Here is a 17816-nt window from a genome sequence, read left to right as displayed (position 1 = left end):
GCGGGCGCCGTCGTCACATTGGGGGCCGGGGCGACCCCGGCCCGATCAGGGCTCGAACTTGTACCCGAGACCGCGCACGGTGACCAGGTAGCGCGGGGCGCCCGGGTCCGGCTCGATCTTGGCCCGCAGTCGCTTCACGTGCACGTCCAGCGTCTTGGTGTCGCCCACGTAGCCGACGCCCCAGACCCGGTCGATCAATTGCATCCGGGTGAGCACCCGGCCCGCGTTGCGCAGCAACACCTCGAGCAGGTCGAACTCCTTGAGCGGGAGATCGATCCGCCGACCCTCCACGGTGACCCGGTGGGCCTCGACGTCGAGCCGGACCGGACCCGCCTCGATCGCGCGCGGCTCGTCCGTCTCCACCCCGCCCTGGCGGCGCAGCACGGCGCGGATCCGGGCGATCAGCTCTCGGGTCGAGTACGGCTTGGTGACGTAGTCGTCGGCGCCGATCTCCAGGCCGACCACCTTGTCGACCTCGCTGTCCTTGGCGGTCACCATGATGACCGGCACGTTGGACTTGGCCCGCAGCCCGCGGAAGACCTCGGTGCCCGGCAGGCCGGGCAGCATCAGGTCGAGCAGGACCAGATCGGCGCCGCCCTGGTCGAACAGCTCCAACGCCTCGGGGCCGGTGGCGGCCACGGCCACCTCGAAGCCTTCCTTGCGAAGCATGTACGACAGCGCGTCGCTGAAGGACTCTTCATCTTCGACGACGAGCACACGGGTCATCGTGATGCCTCCATGGATGGGGTCGACGATGTCATCGACATCGATTGAGAGGTACTGGACTTGAAGGGCAGCACCAGGGTGAAGGTGGATCCCACACCCTCCAGGCTGCGCACGGTTACCTCTCCCCCGTGGCCCGCCGCGATGTGCTTGACGATGGACAGGCCCAAGCCGGTACCGCCGGTGGCCCGCGAGCGGGCCGGATCGACACGGTAGAACCGCTCGAAGATGCGATCCAGGTCACGCTGGGGAATGCCCAGGCCCTGGTCGGAAACGGTGATGACGGCCATCCGCGCCTCTGCTCTGACCTCGATGTCGACCCTCGTCCGCGCAGGACTGTAGTTGACCGCGTTCTCGACCAGATTGCCCAGGGCCATCACCAGTTGATTGTGGTCCCCCGGCACGATCAGCTCACGATCGCCCCCGATCGCGAGGGTGATCTGCTTCGACTCCGCCGCCTGCCGGCAGCGGTCGGCGGCCTCGGCCACCAGGTCGTCGAGCGGTACCGGGCCCACGTGGTGCAGCGGATGGTCGTTCTGCACCCGGGACAGGTCGATCAGTTCCTGGACCAGGTTGGTCAGCCGGGCCGACTCGATCTGCATCCGGCCCGCGAAGCGGATGATCGCCTCGGGGTCGTCACTGGCGTCCATGACCGCCTCGGCCAGCAGCGAGAGCGCGCCGACCGGGGTCTTGAGCTCGTGGCTCACGTTGGCCACGAAGTCGCGGCGCACCGCGTCCACCCGGCGCGCCTCGGTGCGGTCCTCGACCAGGAGCAGCACCAGCCGAGAGCCCAGCGGCGCCACGCGCGCGGACACCTCGAACTCGTGCGCCTCGCCGTCGGCCCGGGCGAGCAGCAGGTCGCGCTGCCTTATCTCGCCGTCGCGCCGGGTCTCCTTGGCCATCGCCAGCAGATCCTCGGGCACCAGTTGATCGCCGCGGACCAAGCCGAACTTGTAGGCCGCGGAGGACGCCTTGACGACCGTGTCGAACTCGTCGAGGACCACGGCGGAGGAACGCAGCACGGACAACACCGTGGCCACTCCGGGCGGCAGAGAAGGGGCCGCGGCGGGCGCCGCGGCCGTACCTCTGCCCTGGGCCCGCTCACTCCAGCGGAAGGCCAGGGTGCCGGCCACACCGACGGCCAATCCGGATACAGCGGCCAAAGCGGCGGCGGCAACGTTCACGTCCACATGTTCCAGGGTAGAGCTGACCCGAACGGGTGAAACCGTCCAGAGGGTCCGTCGTGCAGATCTTCATGTGTCGTTCATCCGTGCGCCACGCCTGTCACCGGTGATCGTTCGGAGGTCGTCATGTCCGACCCGCAGACCCCGCCCCAACCGAGGGCTCCCGTGCCGGGCTGCAACTGCCCGTCCAGTTGTGGCTGTGGCTGTAAGTCCGGTTCCGCGTGCAATTGTGGCGGCAGTTGCGGCCGATGAACCGGCGCTCGGGCCGATGAGCCCGGCCCGTGTGGAGCGCCCGGCCCCTTCCGTGACAGGCGGGCGCTCCGCGCGGAGCCGATCGGGCTTTCACCCGATGTTCGTGTTCACTTCCGTCCCTGGTTCTTGACCGCTTCGATCGCGGCCGCCGCGGCCTCGGGGTCGAGGTAGCGGCCCCCGGGGGTGACGGGGCGCAGATCCGCGTCCAGTTCGTACAGCAGCGGGATTCCGGTGGGGATGTTCAGGCCGGCGATGTCCGCGTCCGAGACGCCGTCCAGGTGCTTGACCAGCGCGCGCAGCGAGTTGCCGTGCGCGGCCACCAGGACCGTGTCGCCGCCGAGCAGGTCCGGCACGATCGCGTCGTACCAGTAGGGGAGCATGCGCTCCACGACGTCCTTGAGGCACTCGGTGCGCGGGCGGATCTCCACCGGCAACGACGCGTAGCGCGGGTCGGCGAACTGCGAGTACTCGTCGTCGTCGGCCAGCGGCGGCGGCGGGGTGTCGTAGGAGCGACGCCAGAGCATGAACTGCTCCTCGCCGAACTCCTCCAGGGTCTGCTTCTTGTCCTTGCCCTGGAGCGCGCCGTAGTGCCGCTCGTTGAGCCGCCAGGAACGCCGCACGGGCAGCCAGTTCAGGTCGGCCACGTCCAGCGCGAGCTGGGCGGTGCGGATCGCGCGGCGCTGGAGCGAGGTGTGCAGGACGTCGGGCAGCACGCCCGCGTCGAGCAGCAGTTGCCCGCCGCGCGCGGCCTCCTTCTCCCCCTTTTCGGTCAGGTCGACGTCGACCCAGCCGGTGAACAGATTCTTGGCGTTCCATTCGCTTTCGCCGTGGCGAAGAAGTACCAGTTTGTACGGAGCATCAGCCATGGCAAGGAGCGTAATCCACCACCGCGTGGCCCTATTGCCCGCGGTTCTCCGGGGCGGCGAAGCGGGCGAAGGCCTCCAGGTTGCGCAGGGATTCGCCGCGTTCGACGCGCCAGTCCCATTCCCGGCGGATCGAGGTGGCGAAGCCGATCTCCAGGAGGGTGTTGAAGCTGTCGTCGGCGGTCTGGAGCACCACGCCCAGGATCCGGTCGATCTCCTCGGCGCTCACCGCGGCCAGCGGGAGCCGGCCGTTCAGGTACACGTCGCCGAGTTTGTCGACGGCGAAGGCCACCCCGTATATCCGCACGTTGCGCTCCAGCAGCCAGCGGTAGAAGGCGGCGTGGTTCTCGTCCGCGTGCCGGATCACGAACGCGCTCATGGTCAGGCTGTGCGCGCCCACCGTGAGCGCGAGCGCCGTTTTGAGCTTGCGGGTGCCCGGCAGCACCGCGACGAACGTGTGCGGCGCGGGCTGCTCCCACTCGACGCCGGCGTCGTCCAGGGCCGCGCGCACGGTGTCCGCGGCCCGCTCTCGTTCGGTTTCCACGGACTGCCCCATTCGTCGCCCCTCTCGCCCCGGTACCCCGACGCTACTGCCCGCCCACGACCCACCCACGCGGGGCCGTGCTGCGGGCCAGTGTGTCGGCGTACACCTCGGCCATCGACGCCGCCGCCGCCGCCCAGCCGAAGGAGGCCGCGTGCCGCACCGCGCCCTCGGCGTAGTCCTCGCGCAGCCGGGGGGCGCGGATCAGGTCACGCAGGGCCAAGCCGTAGTCGACCGGGTTGTGGCCCCGGACCAGGGTGCCGGAGACGCCGTCGCGCACGGCGGTGGGCAGTCCGCCGACCGCCGCCGCGACCACGGGCGTCCCGCACGCCTGGGCCTCGATGGCGACCAGGCCGAAGGACTCGTTGTAGGAGGGCACCACCGCGACGGTGGCCGCGCGGTACCAGTCGGCCAGCACGTCCTGGCGCACCGGGCGCTGGAAGCGGACCACGTCGTGGATGCCCAGCGTCGCGGCCAGCTTGTGCAGGTGTTCGGGCGCGGCCATGCCGTTTCCGCTGGGGCCGCCGACCACCGCGACCACCAGCGAGTCGCGCAGCGTGGGGTCGGCCTGGAGCAGATGGGCGATCGCGTACAACAGCACGTCGGGGGCCTTGAGCGGCTGGATCCGCCCGGCGAACAGGATCACCGTGGCGTCCTCGGGCACGCCGAGGCGGCGGCGCGCGGCGGCCATGTCGCCGGGGCAGAACGTCTCCAGGTCCACCCCGGGGTTGACCACCGCGACCTGATCGGGCTCCGCGTCGTAGAGGTCGATCAGCTGGTCGGCCTCCTCGACGGTGTTGGCGACCAGCCGATCGGCCGCCTCGACCACCTGGGACTCGCCGATCACCCGGGCCCGGGGCTCGGGGGCGTCGCCGCCCGCGAGGGAGGCGTTCTTGACCTTGGCCATCGTGTGCATCGTGTGCACCAGCGGCACGCCCCAGCGTTCCTTGGCGAGCCAGCCCACCTGGCCGGAGAGCCAGTAGTGCGAGTGCACCAGGTCGTAGTGTCCGGGGTCGCGCATCGCCTCGGTGCGCAGCACGCCGGAGGTGAAGGCGCACAGCTGGGCGGGCAGGTCCTCCTTGGACAACCCCTCGTAGGGCCCGGCGGTGACGTGCCGCACCAGGACGCCCGGGGCCATCTCGACGACCGGCGGCAGGTCGCTGCCGGTGGCTCGGGTGAATATCTCCACCTCGATGCCGAGCGCGGCCAGCCGCTTGCTCAGCTCGACGATGTAGACGTTCATCCCCCCGGCGTCGCCGGTGCCGGGTTGGTGCAGCGGGGAGGTGTGAACGCTGAGTGTCGCGATTCGACGAGGTGCCCCCCGGCGCGCTCCCCATGTGATCGCGCGCTGGACGTGGTGGCTCACTCGTTGACCTCCCTGGCCGGCCCCGTGCCGTGTCGTTCTGTTGTGCGGAACTACCAGTTGTACCGAGCCGTCGCGGACGAGGTCCGCCCGGCCCGCCGTCGCGGCCCAACTCAAGTCCCAACCCATCGTGGTCGGGCGGGATTCCCGGGCGGGGTGTGATCCACGCCCCGGCGGGGGCGTACGGAGGTGTTCGCCTACGCTGCGAGCATGGGCACGCGCGGCAAACCGGGCATCGGCGCCCCGGGAGCGGGGACGGGAGCGGGGTCCCGGTCGCGGCCGGCCGGGGTGATCACCCGGGGTACCACCAACGCGAACCGGCTGCGCCGGGTCGACCGGTGGCTGACCGGCGTACACGGGCGGCTGCTGCGGACCGCGGCCGATCCGCTGGTGGTCGACGTCGGCTACGGGGCGTCACCGGTGACCACGGTCGAGTTGGCGCGCCGACTGCGCACGGTGCGGGCCGATGTCGCGGTGGTCGGCTTCGAGATCGACCCGGAGCGGGTGGCTGCGGCCTTGCCGTACGCCGGGAACGGGCTGACCTTCGCCCGGGGCGGCTTCGAGGTGCCGCTGCCGGCCGGCCGCTCGGCGACCGCGATCCGGGCGTTCAACGTGTTGCGGCAGTACGACGAGGACGCGGTGCCGGCGGCCTGGGCGCGGATGTGCGCCCGCCTCGCGCCGGACGGGGTGCTGGTCGAGGGCACGTGCGACGAGTTGGGTCGGCGTGCGGTGTGGCTGGGCATCGGGTCGGACGCCCGGCCGCGCACGGTCACCTTCGCCGCCCGGTTGGCGGGTCTGGGGCGGCCGTCCGAGTTGGCCGAGCGGTTGCCGAAGGCGTTGATCCATCGCAATGTGCCGGGCGAGCCGGTACACGCGTTCCTGACCGCGTTCGACCGGGCCTGGGACCTGCACGCGCCGCTGGCCGCGTTCGGCGCCCGGCAGCGCTGGCTCGCGGCGACCGCGACGCTGGCCCGGGACTGGCCGGTGTGCGACGGCCCGGCGCGCCGGCGGCAGGGAGAGGTGACCGTCGCGTGGTCGGCGGTGGCGCCGCAGGGGCGCGCCCACGCGTCCTGGCGTGTGTCGGCACTGCCCGACCGACTGTATTGATACATTCTGGTGACTCGTGTCCGATCCGAAACGGCACATGAAATCTTGAACACACCGCGTTGATCCGGACGTGGAACAGCTCGGCGTGTCGTCCTGGATTGCACTGATACGCCCGTTCCGATATCCGGACGATCTCGAATAGTCCCCTGCCGATCGCAGCCGGAACATGCAAGGATCCGACGCTGAACCGGTCCCCGGGAACTGCCGTCCCGAAAGCGCGGGTTCCGGTCGGCGTCGCCGCATGAAATCGTCCGCAGCGTCTCCAGGACAAGCCGTTTTCCGAAAGGGCGAAAGCATGGTGAAACTCGGGGGCCGGATCGGTCTGCGAACCCGGGCCGTGACCAGCTGCGGAGCGGCACTGTTGTGCGCGGTCCTGTTCGGCGGCAACGCGTGGGCGGCTCCCGACGCGCCGCCGGTGCCGCCGCCCGCCAACACCGCGATCACCTCGGTCCAGGATCTGCTGGCCGCCCAGGCCCGGGTGCAGGAGCTGTACCGCCAGGCCGAGCAGGCCACCGAGCGATTCAACGCCACCACCGAGCAGTTGGGTCGCACCCAGATCAAGGCCAACGACGTGAACGCGGGCGTGGTGTGGGCCCGGCAGAACGTCGAGAAGGCCAAGGAGGATCTGGGCCGACTGGCCCGACTCCAGTACACGACACGGGGCATGGACCCGCTGCTGACCCTGATGTTGTCCGCGGATCCCGCGCAGTTCCTGCGCGACGCGCCCACGTACGAGCGGGTCTCGCAGTCGCAGCTGGACACCATCGCGCGCGCCAAGCAGGCCGAACTCCAGCTCACCGCAATGCAGAAGAGCGCGGACGCCCAGCTCGCCGAGAGCCGTCGGCTGGAGCAGGAAGCCGCCGCGACCCGGACCGACATCCAGTCCCGGATCACCGAGGCCGAGAAGATACTGGCCGGCCTCACCCCCGAGCAGCTGGCCGAACTCGCCCGGATGGAGGCGCTGTCGGCGGAGGCCGGTCAGGCCCAGCTGAACACGCTGATCGGCAAGCCCGACCAGCAGACCACGCCCAAGGCGGCGTTGGCCATCGCGTTCGCGATCGACAAGATCGGCAAGCCGTACATCTGGGGCGGCGTCGGCCCCGAGGGCTACGACTGCTCCGGCCTGACCTCGAAGGCGTGGGCGTTCGCGGGCGTGCCGATCCGCCGCACCTCGCAGGAGCAGTGGGCGTCGCTGCCGCGCGTACCGCTGGCCGACATGCGCCCCGGCGACCTGATCGTCTACTACTCCGACGCGAGCCACATCGGCATGTACCTGGGCAACGGCAAGATCGTGCACGCGCCCCGTCCGGGCCGCACGATCACCGTCGCCAACGCCGGTTCGATGCCGATCCTGGGCGTGGTGCGACCCGACGCGGGCGCGGGGACGGTGAACGCCCCGGCGATCCCGAACGTCCCGGGCCCGCCGCCCACCACGCCGCCGGTCACGCCGCCCGTGACCACTCCGCCGGTGACCACACCGCCCGTGACCACGCCCCCGGTGACGACGCCTCCGGTGACCACTCCGCCCGTGACGACGCCTCCGGCGAGCACGCCCCCGCCGTCGACGCCACCGGCGACGGGGACGGGCAGGCCGAGCGGGTCGAAGTCGGGAACGCCGGCGCGTGGGTCGGGAACACCTTCGGGCGGGTGATCGCGGGTTGCGAACGAGGTTGGTGACCGGGCCTCGTGAGCGGGATCGCGTGCACGCATCGAAGGGGCCGGGCCTGCGGGCTCGGCCCCTTCGCGTTGGCGGTCGGGCGCTGGACGCGGCGGCGCGGTTCCGGGGCGAGCCGAACCCGGGTCGCGCCGTGCCCGCCCACGGCGACCCGACCGGCTCGCCGTGGGCCTACAACGCGGCCACCGCTGCCTCGAAGGCGATATACGCGCGGGCCTCGAACAGCACGAAGCGGGCCTCCGTCACGGCGGACGGTGTGCCGTGGACCGTCTCCACGGCGATGCGCGCCGCGTCGTCCATCGGCCAGCCGTAGCTGCCGGCCGAGACGGCCGGGAAGGCCACGGTCGATGCGCCGAGGTCGTCGGCCACGCGCAGGCACTCGCGGTAGCACGAGGCGAGCAGGGCGGAGCGGTCCTCGGTGCGGCTGTACACCGGGCCCACGGTGTGGATGACCCAGCGGGCCGGGAGGCGGCCCGCGGTGGTGGCTACCGCCGCGCCGGTGGCCAGGCCGCGACCCAGCTCGGCAGCACGCAGCGCCCGGCACTCGGCCAGGATCTCCGGGCCGCCCCGGCGGTGGATCGCTCCGTCGACGCCGCCGCCGCCCATCAGGGAGGAATTCGCCGCGTTCACGATCGCGTCCGCGTGTTGCTCGGTGATGTCGCCGCGAACCAACGTGATCCGTGTCATGCCGACGAGCCTGCCGGCCGGGGCCTCGGCGCCGCCGGCGCATTTCCCCGCAGGGGTGACGCCGCGAAGCGGCGCCGGTCGGGGTTCCGGGGCGGGGACCGTACGGTTATCGGCTCGGGCCGGCCCACGCTATCGTCCCTTTTCGATTGCCGAACTTCGATTGCCGAACGACGCCGCGTCCGTGCGGCGGCATCATTCCGGAGGTGGTGGCGTGCGCCCCGCGTACGGCGGCGACGGCGGAGCGGTCGAACGGACCGGCTACCGCGCGGGTCCGGTGTCCGTCCCCTCGGCATCGGGTCCGATCGCCCACGTGGCGCGTCCGCTGCGCGTCCTGCTGATCGAGGACGACGCCGGGGACGCCTTCCTGGTCGAGGAGCTGCTGGCCGACTCGCCGGATCCGATGGAGATCGTCTGGGCGCGCTCGATGGCCGAGGCGATGGTCGGACTCGGCGAGGACGTCGGGTGTGTCCTGCTCGACCTCGGGCTGCCCGACGCCGAGGGGCTCAACGGGCTGCACCGGCTGTTGGCGTTCGCGCCGCGGACCGCGGTGATCGTGCTGACCGGGTTGGCCGACGCGCATCGCGGGTCGGCCGCAGTGGCCGCCGGTGCCCAGGACTACCTGGTCAAGCAGGAGATCGACGGCTCGCTGCTGTCCCGGGCGATCCGCTACGCCCTGGAGCGCAAGCGGGCCGACGAGTCGCAGCGCCGCCTGGTCGAGTCGGAGTTGCGCGCGCAGGAGAACGCCCGGCTCGAACGCGGACTGCTGCCCGCCCCGATCCTGCGCGACCCCTCGCTCGACTTCCTCGCCCGCTACCGCCCCGGTCGACAGCGCGCGCTGCTCGGCGGCGACCTGTACGACGCGGTGCAGACCGCCGACGGGCGGGTGCACGTGATGATCGGCGACGTCTGCGGACACGGCCCGGACGAGGCCGCGCTCGGGGTCAACCTGCGGATCGCCTGGCGCTCGCTGATCTTCGCCGGACTCACGGGCGGTGACCTGCTCACCACGCTGGAACGAATCTTCGAACACGAGCGGCGCTCGGACGAGATGTTCGCCACGCTGTGCATGACCATCATCGAACCCGACCGCCACCGGGGTCGGGTCTACCTCGCGGGCCACCCGGCCCCGCTGCTGATCACCCCCGAGGGGGTGGCGCCGCTGTCCGAGGGCGCCACCGGACCGGCGCTCGGGTTGTTCCCCGACGGCCGGTGGGGGTACGAACCGATCGACCTCGGCCCGGACTGGTCGCTCCTGCTCTACACCGACGGGCTGATCGAGGGCCGGATCGGTCGGGGCCCGGAACGCCTGGGCACCGACGGCCTGTTGCCACTGATCGCCCGCCTGCTCGCGGCCGGGGGCACCGGCTACGACCTGATCGACTCCGCCGTCGCCGCAGTGGAGGAACTGCACGGGGACAGCCTCAACGACGACGTCGCGGTGTTGCTGCTCCGACACGATCCGAACCATCCGCCGCACCGCGCCCCGGGCGAACACCCGGTGTTGCCCGGCCCGGCGACCGGTGAGGGCCGCACGGCATGAGTCGACGCGAGCCACGACAGCGACCCGGCGGCCCCCGCATGCGCCAGGTCGTCGGCCTGGGGCTTGGCCTGCTCGCGCTGGTCATCGTGATCTCCGCGGTGATCGGCGCACTGGCCATATCCCGGCTGAACGACTCCCGCAGCACCGTCCTGGAGCGGCTCGAACCGGCCGCCAACGCCGCGCTGCGCCTGGAGAACGCGCTGGTCGACCAGGAGACCGCGGTGCGCGGCTGGATCCTCAGCGGCGACCCGAGCTTCCACGAGTCGTACACGCAGGCGCGGTCCGAGGAGGACCGGGCCTACGTGGCACTGGAGCGGCTGCTGCCGAACTCGGCCGACGGGGACCGGCTGCGCGCCGACCTGGTCGAGGTGGGCGCCCGGGCCCGGGCCTGGCGGATGGGGTACGCGGAGCCGGCCTTCGCCGATCGCCCGGGCATCGCCGCGGTGCCCGACCAGGGCAGGGGGCTGTTCGACGCGGTGCGCGCGAGGACCTCGGTCCAGCAGGCCGATCTGGGCGACGAGCGGGCCGCGGCGCGGCACGAACTGTCGCGCGACTCCACCATGCTGACCGCGACGCTGATCGCGGTGGCGGTGTTGTTCGCCGGGCTGCTGATCGCCATCGCGGTGTTCTTCCGCCGGATGGTCACCAGCCCCCTGGAGCATCTGGGCGAGCAGGTCCGGCGGGTCACCGAGGGCGAGTACGACCACGCGCTGACCGGGCGCGGCCCGGCCGAGATCGCCGCGCTCGCGCAGGACGTGAACTCGATGCGCGACCGCATCCTGGAGGAGTTGCACAGCACCGAGGCGGCCCGCGCGCTGATCGACGAACAGGCCGAGGACCTGCGCAGATCCAACGCCGAGTTGGAGCAGTTCGCCTACGTGGCCTCGCACGACCTGCAGGAGCCGCTGCGCAAGGTGGCCAGCTTCTGTCAGCTGTTGGAGAAGCGGTACCAGGGCCAACTGGACGAACGGGCCGACCAGTACATCGCCTTCGCGGTGGACGGCGCCAAGCGGATGCAGACGCTGATCAACGACCTGCTCGCGTTCTCCCGGGTGGGCCGGCTGGACACCGAGCTGGGCGACGTCGATCTGCGGGAGAGTCTGGAGCGCGCGCTGCACGCGCTGGCCGCGGCCCGTGAGGAGAGCGGCGCGAAGATCACCGCCGATCCGCTGCCCACCGTGCCGGGCGACGCGGTGCTGCTCGGGCAACTGGTGCAGAACGTGGTCGGCAACGCGATCAAGTTCCGCACCGGGGAGACTCCAAGGGTGCACGTGGGCGCCCGCTGGGACGGCGAGCAGTGGGAGTTCGCCTGTGTCGACAACGGCATCGGGATCGAACCGCAGTACGCCGACCGGATCTTCGTGATCTTCCAGCGCCTGCACCCGAAGGACGCCTACGGCGGCACCGGCATCGGACTGGCCATGTGCAAGAAGATCGTCGAGTATCACGGCGGTCGGATCTGGCTGGACACCGAGGTCACCGCCGGCACCACGATCCGCTGGACGCTGCCCGGCCCGCCGCCCGCCTCGGACGAGGCGGCTCACCAGGGGCCGTAGGGCCCCATGTTGTTGCGGCCGCCGCCGCGCCGGCCGCCGACCTCCTTGAGCGCGGGGCGCACGTCGACCATGTAGACGATCGCCGCGACCAGGCCCGCGAGGGTGAACATCAGGCCAAGGCCGCCGGTCGGCAGCACGTCGACCACGACAGCGACGCCGAGCAGGATCAGCCAGAAGGACTTCTTCTTCTTGTCGGCGGCGCGATACGCGTCCTCGCGCCGAAACGCCGCGTCGAACAGGCAGAAGACCTTGAGCAGGAGGATGCCGAGGAACAGCCACGTCAGCGCCTGGTCGAACTTGGCCGTCAGCAGACCATCGGCCATGTCCATGCCCATCGATCCTCCTCTGCGCGGCCGCCGGGTGCCGCCACGTCGTGCGGGGGATTCCAGTCTGGCACGCCGGGCGCGACCTCGGGAGTTCCCGGGCCGCGCCCCGACGATGGTGACGTGGACGGATCAGGCGCCGGAACCGGTGGTCGGCTCGGTGCCGGTCTCGGCGGCGGGCTTGGGCCGCGGCTTGGCGTTGGCCCGCTTGGTCGCGTTCGCGCCGGTCGCGGCGGTCTTCGCCCGGCTCGCGGCCGGCGCGGCCGGGGGTTCGGCGACAGGCGTGGTGTCGTCGTGCCGGTCGCCGCGCTTGACCAGCTTCTCGCCGCGGGCGGCGAGGTCGTCGTAGATCCCCCGGGCCCGGTCCACCTGCGACCTGGCGAAGGTCTGGGTGCGGTCGGGGAGCGCCTGGATGCGCTCGCGGATGACCTTCGGGTCGGTGACGACCTCGGTCCGGAACCGCTCGGGCAGCTCGCGCAGCTTCTCCACCACCAGGTCGCCCGCGCCGGCGACGGCATAGAACGGGGTGGTCTCGGTCAGGGTCTTCCTCAGTTCCGTGGCGATCGCCATGGTGTTCCTCACTCCTTGGGCGTGTGGATCGAGGTATCGGTCGTGGCCCGGCCGGCCTTGCCGTTCTCGGTTCCGTCGGCGGCGCCCGGTACGTCCCGCACGGCGCCGTCCTGTGCGTTCTCCTTGCGGAATGCCTCGTAGATCTCCACGAGCACCCGCTTTTGACGGTCGTTGATCGCCGGATCCGCCATGATCGCGGTGCGCACCTCGCGGTCGCCCTCCTCGCGTTCGTCGAGGATGCCCGCCTGCACATAGAGCGTTTCGGCGGAGATGCGCAGCGCCTTGGCGATCTGCTGGAGGATCTCCGCGCTCGGCCGCCGCAGACCGCGCTCGATCTGGCTGAGGTAGGGGTTGGACACCCCGGCCACCTCGGCGAGTTGCCGAAGCGAGTATTGCGCGTTGCGGCGTTGCTCCCGGATGTATTCACCCAGCGAGCCGACGTTCAGACCTGCCATGTCCCCAGCATGCACACATCGCGCTTGCTCTTGCAAGCACTCCGCTAACAACCGCGAGCGCGCCCCCGGACCGGGGGCCGACCGTCTTCGCCGGCCCCGGGGCGGGTCAGCGCCCGGACAGCAGGTCCTCCACCTTGGCCTCTCCCTCGCGGTAGCGCCGGGTGATCTCGGCGGCGCAGTCGTCGGCCGTGCGCTGGAGGCGGTGCCGGCGGGAGGAGACCTCCTGCTCGTGGCCGGCGAGCTTGTCCAGCGCCTCGCCCAGTTCCGCGTCGGTGTGCGCGGCGAGGTCGGACAGGCCCACGTCGGCGAGCAGTCGCTCGATCCAACTCCGGTAACGATCGGTGCGCGGCGGCTGCACGTTGACGTGCCGGGCGCCCCGGGCGGGCGGTCTGGATTCGGACAGGATCTCGGGCAGCCGGCCCACCACCGGCGATTTCGGCTCGGCGCCGTCCCCGCCGGACCGCCGGGCCAGTTCGGCGCGCAGGATGTCGATCCGACCCTGGAGCAACCTCCGCAGATAGGACAGATCGTTCTCCTCGCGCTGGGCGTCACGCATGAGTTCGCGAACCCGACTCAGCGTGAGGGCACGGATGGCCTCCGGGGCCACTCCGTCGGGAAGATCCACCATGAGACGCATCGTGTCATGTCGGGCAGACCGTCGCGTGCCACATGGCGCGGAATCGATCCGGACGGGTGTGCAGAATGGGCCCATGCGTGCCGTCCTGCAAGTGGTGACCGAGGCTTCCGTGACCGTCGATGGGGAGGTGGTCGGCTCGATCGTGGGCCCCGGACTGTGCGTCCTGGTCGGCGTCACGCACACCGACACCCCCGAGATCGCCCGCCGACTGGCCGCGAAGTTGTGGAGCCTGCGCGTGCTCGGCGGCGAGAAGTCCTGCTCCGATCTGGCCGCACCGTTGCTGGTGATCTCGCAATTTACGCTTTGCGGCGACGCCCGCAAGGGTCGTCGGCCCACCTGGAACGAGGCCGCGCCCGGGCCGGTGGCCGAACCGCTGGTGGCCGAGGTGGTCGCGGCGCTGCGCGCGCTGGGCGCCGAGGTGGCCACCGGGGTCTTCGGCGCCGACATGCGCGTCACGCTGGTCAACGACGGCCCGATGACCCTCGTCGTCGACATGTGAGCCCGGTCGCGACCACGACGACCCCGAGAAATCCCAGGGTCGTGAACCCCGCTTCCCGGGGGTTCTCCCCATGTTCCCGGGCTTCGCGGGGAAGGAGAATGGCGACAGGTTCACCGACCGAAGGGGGTTGACCATGTCGCATCGCGGGCCGTACATCGCGGCCGGGATCGTCGTCGCCATCATCGCGCTGATCGTGCTGCCGTCCTGGATCGCCTGGACCATCGTGGCGGTCGCGATCGGCCTGCCCGTCGTCGCCTACTTCACCCTGGACCGCTCGCAGCGGCGGCGCCTGCACCGCATCCGCCGCCGCGAGATCCGCTAGCGCGTGTCTTCGGACCCCCGCCCGCTCCCCGTGGGGCACGGGCGGAGGGGTGGCGCTACGCCGGGACCACGATCTCCTGCGTCGCCGGCACCCCTCCGGCCAGGAGTTCGGCGTCCACGGCGGTGTTGCGCTTGATCAACGCGAGCGCAATCGGGCCGAGTTCGTGGTGGCGCGCCGCGCTGGTGACGAACCCGACCTGGCGGCCCGCGAGTTCCACCGGCGCGCCGTGCGCCGGCAGCGTCTCCTGGGTGCCGTCCAGGTGCAGGAAGACCAGGCGCCGCGGCGGGCGGCCCAGGTTGTGCACTCGCGCGACCGTCTCCTGCCCCCGGTAGCAGCCCTTGTCCAAGTGCACGGCGGTGTCGATCAGGCCCAGCTCGTGCACGATCGTGCGGTGGTCGGTCTCCAGGCCGCGCCGGGGCCGGTGCGCCGCGATCCGCAACGCCTCGTACGCCCACATGCCCGCCGGATGCGCGTGCTCTTGCCCGTACGCCGCCAACCGCTCGCGGGGCAGGAACACCTCGCGGCCGTACCCGGTCGCCCGGACCAGCACATCCTCGGGAGCGTCCCCGCCCGCCTCGTGCACGACGGCGAAGTCGGCGGACACGTCGGCGACCTCGACCCGCAACATGAAGCGCATGCGGTCCAGGAACTCGACCAGGGCCGGCGCCTCACCGGGTTCGACGTGGGCCCAGAAGGCCTCGCCGTCGTCCACCCCGTACAGCGCGTGCTCGATGTGCCCGTGCGGGCTCAGCACCAGCGTCAGCGTGGCCTCGTGCGGCTTCAGCTCGGTCAGGTGCTGCGTGGTCAGCGAGTGCAGCCAGCTCAGCCGGTCCGGGCCGGACACCCGGATCACGTCGCGGTGCGACAGGTCGACGAAGCCCTCGCCCGCCTCCAGCCGACGTTGTTCGCGCAGGGGGTCGCCGTAGTGCGCGGCGACGCCGGCGTCGGGGGCTTCCGCGGCGACCGCGCCGGGCAGGGTCAACAAAGGGCTCGTGGGCATGTCCCCACAGTACGAGACCCGTCGAAGGAACCTCAGTTCGCCCGGGCCGCCGTGCACTCCGCGCAGCGGCCGAAGATCGCGAAGTGCGCGAGGTCGATGTCGAACCCGTGCTCGACGCGCAGCCGCTCGCCCATCCCGGCGGCGACCTCCGTGCCCACCTCGATCACCCGGCGGCAGTCCCGGCAGACCAGGTGCAGATGGCCGCCGGCGTCCGCCGGGTGATAGGTCGGCGCACCGTGCCCGAGGTGGGTGTGGGTGACCAGGTCGAGCTGTTCGAGCAGTTCGAGGGTGCGGTAGACGGTCGAGATGTTGATTCCGCCGGCCGTCTTGTGCACCTCCACCAGGATCTCGTCCGGTGTCGCGTGGCCCAGGGCGTTCACCGCTTCGAGGACGAGTTGGCGCTGCGGCGTGAGCCGGTAGCCCTTCTCGCGAAGCTCGTGCTTCCAGTCAGTGCTCACGCAGGGAAGTTTACGAGTGCGCGGCGCCCGCCGGGCCGGGCGAGCGGGCGACTACTCGGCCGCGAGTTCCGCGTCGACCCGCTTGAGCTGCGCGGAGACGTGTGCCTGGAGCGGGTGTCCCATGGCGGCCATGTCGTAGGCGTACATCAGCTCGCCCTTGACCAGGCCGTAGAGCCGGTGTCCGGCGGTGTACTCCTTGGCGTCCTCGGTGCGCGCGACCACGTCGGTGCGCATCTCCAGGCGCGGGCCCTCCACCTTGCCAAGCCAGATCTCCACGATGCCGGTCGGGTGGGCGAGCGTGACGTCGACCGAACCGTCCAGCTTGGAGCGCCAGAAGCCGGTCTCGGTGGCCAGCGGGCGCACCCGCTCCCCCGCGTCGTCGAGCAGCCAGGTCCGCGACGTGTAGGTCAGGAACGGCTTGTTCGCGATGTAGCCGAAGGTGACCTGCTGGCCGAAGCGGAACGCCTCGATCGTCGGGTAGTCGCCGACACCGGCGCCTTCCCAGGTGCCGAGCAGGAACGCGAGGGGGACGGCGTCGAAGTGCAGGTCGTCCGGGATTTCGATCATGGTGGGGAGGGCCGCTTCCGAGGGTCGGGTACGGCCGGTCAGCCTACCGGGCGTCGGCTCAGTTCTGGCCCTTGTACAGCTTGGACACGGTCAGCGCGGCGAACCACGCGACGAGGACGCCGACCACGGCCAGCAGCGCAATGAAGAAGATGTGCATCGCCCGGGTGCTCCTCGTGCTTCGTACGGGGCGGCCGGATCGCCCCGGCCGGGTGCCAAACGGCCTCAGTGTATAGGCTGCGAGCCGTGAAGCGATCTCTCGTGGTCAAGGTCACCGCAGGTCAGGACGCGCCGGAGCGCTGCTCCCAGGCGTTCACCGTGGCGTCGGTGGCGCTCGCGTCGGGGGTCGAGGTGTCGCTGTGGCTCACCGGCGAGTCGTCCTGGTTCGCGCTGCCCGGGCGGGCCGCCGAGTTCGAACTCCCGCACGCCGCGCCGCTGCCGGATCTGCTCGACGCGCTGCTCGCCGGCGGCCGGGTGACGTTGTGCACGCAGTGCGCGGCGCGGCGCGAGATCACCGGGGACGACGTGCTGCCGGGGGTGCGGATCGCGGGCGCCCAGGTGTTCGTGCAGGAGGCGCTCGCCGACGGGGCCCAGGCGCTGGTGTACTGACCGGCCGGCCCCCGACGCGCCGGTGTCAGTGGCTGATCCCGGAGATGTTCAGGCCGATCACGCCGAGCAGGACCAGGCCGATCGAGATCAGCTTGAGCGGGGACGAGTCCTCGTTCAGCAGCCAGATGCCCACGAGCGCGGTGCCCGCCGCGCCGATCCCGGTCCACACCGCGTAGGCGGGGCCGACCTCCAGGGACTTGAGCGCGTAGGTGAGCAGTCCGAAGCTGCCCAGCGCGCAGGCGGCGAAGCCTATGGTGGGCCACAGCCGGGTGAACCCGTGACTTTGCTTGAGCATGATGGCGAAGCCGGTCTCCAGGATCCCCGCGATGATCACAATCGCCCATGCCACGTGTTGCCTCCCGGCGTCGCGCCTTGCTCCGGTGCCCCGATGCGCCGGGCGGTTCCCCCCGACGATACGGAAACCTTTCTGCCCCGATGACGGGCGGGACACACCGGGTGCACGACCGAACGACCGCGCCCCTCCCCCGAGCACGTGGGGAGGGGCGCGGCCGTATCGCACCGAGCGGTGGCGGATTCCGTGGGTGTACGTCCGAAGGAGATCCGCCCCGTCGGCGTGTCAGACCGCGATCTCGACCTCGGCGACGGTGCCCTTCTCGGACACCACCACGCTGCGGTCCACGGTCGCGCCGGGCACGAGCGCCCGGACGGTCCAGTTGCCGGGTGCCGCGAAGAACCGGAACTGGCCGGTCGCGGACGTGGGCACCTCGGCGGTGAAGTCGCCACCCGCGTCGAGCAGGCGCACGTAACCGTTGATCGGCTGCCCGCCCTTGGTCACCGCCCCCTGGATGATGGTTTCCTTCGCCACGTCAACTCCTGCCAGATCCGGGCCGCCGGCCTTCGCACCGCACATCGTTCCTGCTCCCTGCG

Annotated in this window: 22 protein-coding genes; 7 read left to right on the top strand and 15 right to left on the bottom strand. The window is 71.4% G+C overall.

Annotation, left to right across the window (positions count from 1 at the left end):
• Positions 1-45 precede the first annotated feature (45 nt).
• From ACFXKZ_RS40205 to mshA, 5 genes are all read right to left on the bottom strand, one after another.
• The gene (locus ACFXKZ_RS40205; RefSeq protein ID WP_078975976.1) at positions 46-726 is read right to left on the bottom strand and encodes a response regulator transcription factor; all 681 of its coding nucleotides are present in this window, start codon (positions 724-726) and stop codon (positions 46-48) included.
• Positions 723-1913, bottom strand: a complete 1191-nt coding sequence (locus ACFXKZ_RS40200; protein WP_235618594.1) for a cell wall metabolism sensor histidine kinase WalK — start codon at positions 1911-1913, stop codon at positions 723-725. Before ACFXKZ_RS40200 ends, ACFXKZ_RS40205 begins: the two co-directional genes overlap by 4 nt.
• Before the next feature lie 353 nt (positions 1914-2266).
• The gene (locus ACFXKZ_RS40195; protein WP_380008871.1) at positions 2267-3025 is read right to left on the bottom strand and encodes a phosphoglyceromutase; all 759 of its coding nucleotides are present in this window, start codon (positions 3023-3025) and stop codon (positions 2267-2269) included.
• A 31-nt stretch (positions 3026-3056) separates the two neighbouring features.
• Positions 3057-3578 (bottom strand): YbjN domain-containing protein, encoded by a 522-nt coding sequence (locus ACFXKZ_RS40190; RefSeq protein ID WP_380008868.1) that lies wholly within the window; start codon positions 3576-3578, stop codon positions 3057-3059.
• Positions 3579-3609: 31 nt separating this feature from the next.
• A complete protein-coding gene (gene mshA, locus ACFXKZ_RS40185; RefSeq protein ID WP_380008865.1) occupies positions 3610-4929 on the bottom strand; it encodes a D-inositol-3-phosphate glycosyltransferase in 1320 nt (439 codons plus the stop codon).
• A gap of 207 nt (positions 4930-5136) precedes the next feature.
• Between mshA and ACFXKZ_RS40180 the strand changes: the two genes are divergently transcribed.
• Both ACFXKZ_RS40180 and ACFXKZ_RS40175 read left to right on the top strand, forming a co-directional pair.
• Positions 5137-6033 carry a class I SAM-dependent methyltransferase gene (locus tag ACFXKZ_RS40180; RefSeq protein WP_380008862.1) on the top strand — a complete coding sequence of 299 codons (897 nt, stop codon included), beginning with the start codon at positions 5137-5139 and terminating at the stop codon, positions 6031-6033.
• A gap of 295 nt (positions 6034-6328) precedes the next feature.
• Positions 6329-7684, top strand: a complete 1356-nt coding sequence (locus tag ACFXKZ_RS40175) for an NlpC/P60 family protein (protein ID WP_380008859.1) — start codon at positions 6329-6331, stop codon at positions 7682-7684.
• A 195-nt stretch (positions 7685-7879) separates the two neighbouring features.
• Here the strand turns inward: ACFXKZ_RS40175 and ACFXKZ_RS40170 are convergent, their stop codons facing one another.
• On the bottom strand, positions 7880-8395 hold the full coding sequence (locus ACFXKZ_RS40170; protein WP_380008856.1) for an O-acetyl-ADP-ribose deacetylase: 516 nt from the start codon (positions 8393-8395) through the stop codon (positions 7880-7882).
• A 211-nt stretch (positions 8396-8606) separates the two neighbouring features.
• Here ACFXKZ_RS40170 and ACFXKZ_RS40165 point away from each other — a divergent pair, with 211 nt between their 5' ends.
• Positions 8607-9935, top strand: coding sequence for a PP2C family protein-serine/threonine phosphatase (locus ACFXKZ_RS40165; protein WP_380008853.1), 1329 nt, complete (start codon positions 8607-8609; stop codon positions 9933-9935).
• Positions 9932-11491 carry an ATP-binding protein gene (locus tag ACFXKZ_RS40160; protein ID WP_380008850.1) on the top strand — a complete coding sequence of 520 codons (1560 nt, stop codon included), beginning with the start codon at positions 9932-9934 and terminating at the stop codon, positions 11489-11491. Before ACFXKZ_RS40165 ends, ACFXKZ_RS40160 begins: the two co-directional genes overlap by 4 nt.
• Here the strand turns inward: ACFXKZ_RS40160 and ACFXKZ_RS40155 are convergent.
• From ACFXKZ_RS40155 to ACFXKZ_RS40140, 4 genes are all read right to left on the bottom strand, one after another.
• Positions 11476-11802: a DUF2516 family protein gene (locus tag ACFXKZ_RS40155; protein ID WP_380009214.1), complete on the bottom strand. Its 327-nt coding sequence runs from the start codon at positions 11800-11802 to the stop codon at positions 11476-11478. The two genes, ACFXKZ_RS40160 and ACFXKZ_RS40155, sit on opposite strands and share 16 nt — an antisense overlap.
• 144 nt (positions 11803-11946) lie before the next feature.
• Positions 11947-12384, bottom strand: a complete 438-nt coding sequence (locus ACFXKZ_RS40150; RefSeq protein WP_380008847.1) for a hypothetical protein — start codon at positions 12382-12384, stop codon at positions 11947-11949.
• Between the two features lie 8 nt (positions 12385-12392).
• A complete protein-coding gene (locus tag ACFXKZ_RS40145) occupies positions 12393-12839 on the bottom strand; it encodes a helix-turn-helix domain-containing protein (protein ID WP_380008844.1) in 447 nt (148 codons plus the stop codon).
• 106 nt (positions 12840-12945) lie between these two features.
• Positions 12946-13467 (bottom strand): ABC transporter substrate-binding protein, encoded by a 522-nt coding sequence (locus ACFXKZ_RS40140; protein ID WP_380008841.1) that lies wholly within the window; start codon positions 13465-13467, stop codon positions 12946-12948.
• Between the two features lie 82 nt (positions 13468-13549).
• Here ACFXKZ_RS40140 and dtd point away from each other — a divergent pair, with 82 nt between their 5' ends.
• Positions 13550-13975 (top strand): D-aminoacyl-tRNA deacylase, encoded by a 426-nt coding sequence (dtd, locus tag ACFXKZ_RS40135; RefSeq protein WP_380008839.1) that lies wholly within the window; start codon positions 13550-13552, stop codon positions 13973-13975.
• A 133-nt stretch (positions 13976-14108) separates the two neighbouring features.
• Complete coding sequence (locus ACFXKZ_RS40130) at positions 14109-14297, top strand: hypothetical protein (RefSeq protein ID WP_078979320.1); 189 nt, start codon at positions 14109-14111, stop codon at positions 14295-14297.
• Between the two features lie 55 nt (positions 14298-14352).
• Here ACFXKZ_RS40130 and ACFXKZ_RS40125 read toward each other — a convergent pair whose 3' ends face one another.
• Genes ACFXKZ_RS40125 through ACFXKZ_RS40115 form a run of 3 tightly spaced genes read right to left on the bottom strand, consistent with a single transcriptional unit; the run spans position 14353 to position 16322 of the window.
• Complete coding sequence (locus ACFXKZ_RS40125) at positions 14353-15297, bottom strand: YgfZ/GcvT domain-containing protein (protein WP_380008835.1); 945 nt, start codon at positions 15295-15297, stop codon at positions 14353-14355.
• Between the two features lie 32 nt (positions 15298-15329).
• On the bottom strand, positions 15330-15755 hold the full coding sequence (locus ACFXKZ_RS40120) for a Fur family transcriptional regulator (protein ID WP_078975989.1): 426 nt from the start codon (positions 15753-15755) through the stop codon (positions 15330-15332).
• Between the two features lie 51 nt (positions 15756-15806).
• Positions 15807-16322, bottom strand: coding sequence for an FABP family protein (locus tag ACFXKZ_RS40115; RefSeq protein WP_078975990.1), 516 nt, complete (start codon positions 16320-16322; stop codon positions 15807-15809).
• A gap of 243 nt (positions 16323-16565) precedes the next feature.
• Here ACFXKZ_RS40115 and ACFXKZ_RS40110 point away from each other — a divergent pair, with 243 nt between their 5' ends.
• A complete protein-coding gene (locus ACFXKZ_RS40110) occupies positions 16566-16928 on the top strand; it encodes a DsrE family protein (RefSeq protein ID WP_078975991.1) in 363 nt (120 codons plus the stop codon).
• A 25-nt stretch (positions 16929-16953) separates the two neighbouring features.
• Here the strand turns inward: ACFXKZ_RS40110 and ACFXKZ_RS40105 are convergent, their stop codons facing one another.
• The gene (locus ACFXKZ_RS40105) at positions 16954-17277 is read right to left on the bottom strand and encodes a DMT family transporter (RefSeq protein WP_380008830.1); all 324 of its coding nucleotides are present in this window, start codon (positions 17275-17277) and stop codon (positions 16954-16956) included.
• 228 nt (positions 17278-17505) lie between these two features.
• Positions 17506-17799, bottom strand: coding sequence for a DUF1416 domain-containing protein (locus ACFXKZ_RS40100; RefSeq protein WP_020552259.1), 294 nt, complete (start codon positions 17797-17799; stop codon positions 17506-17508).
• Positions 17800-17816: the final 17 nt, after the last annotated feature.

The sequence above is a fragment of the Embleya sp. NPDC059237 genome (genome assembly GCF_042754105.1).
Taxonomy (GTDB): domain Bacteria; phylum Actinomycetota; class Actinomycetes; order Streptomycetales; family Streptomycetaceae; genus Embleya.
The sequence above is the reverse complement of the archived record's forward strand: the minus strand, read 5'-3'. Positions and strand labels throughout refer to the sequence as shown.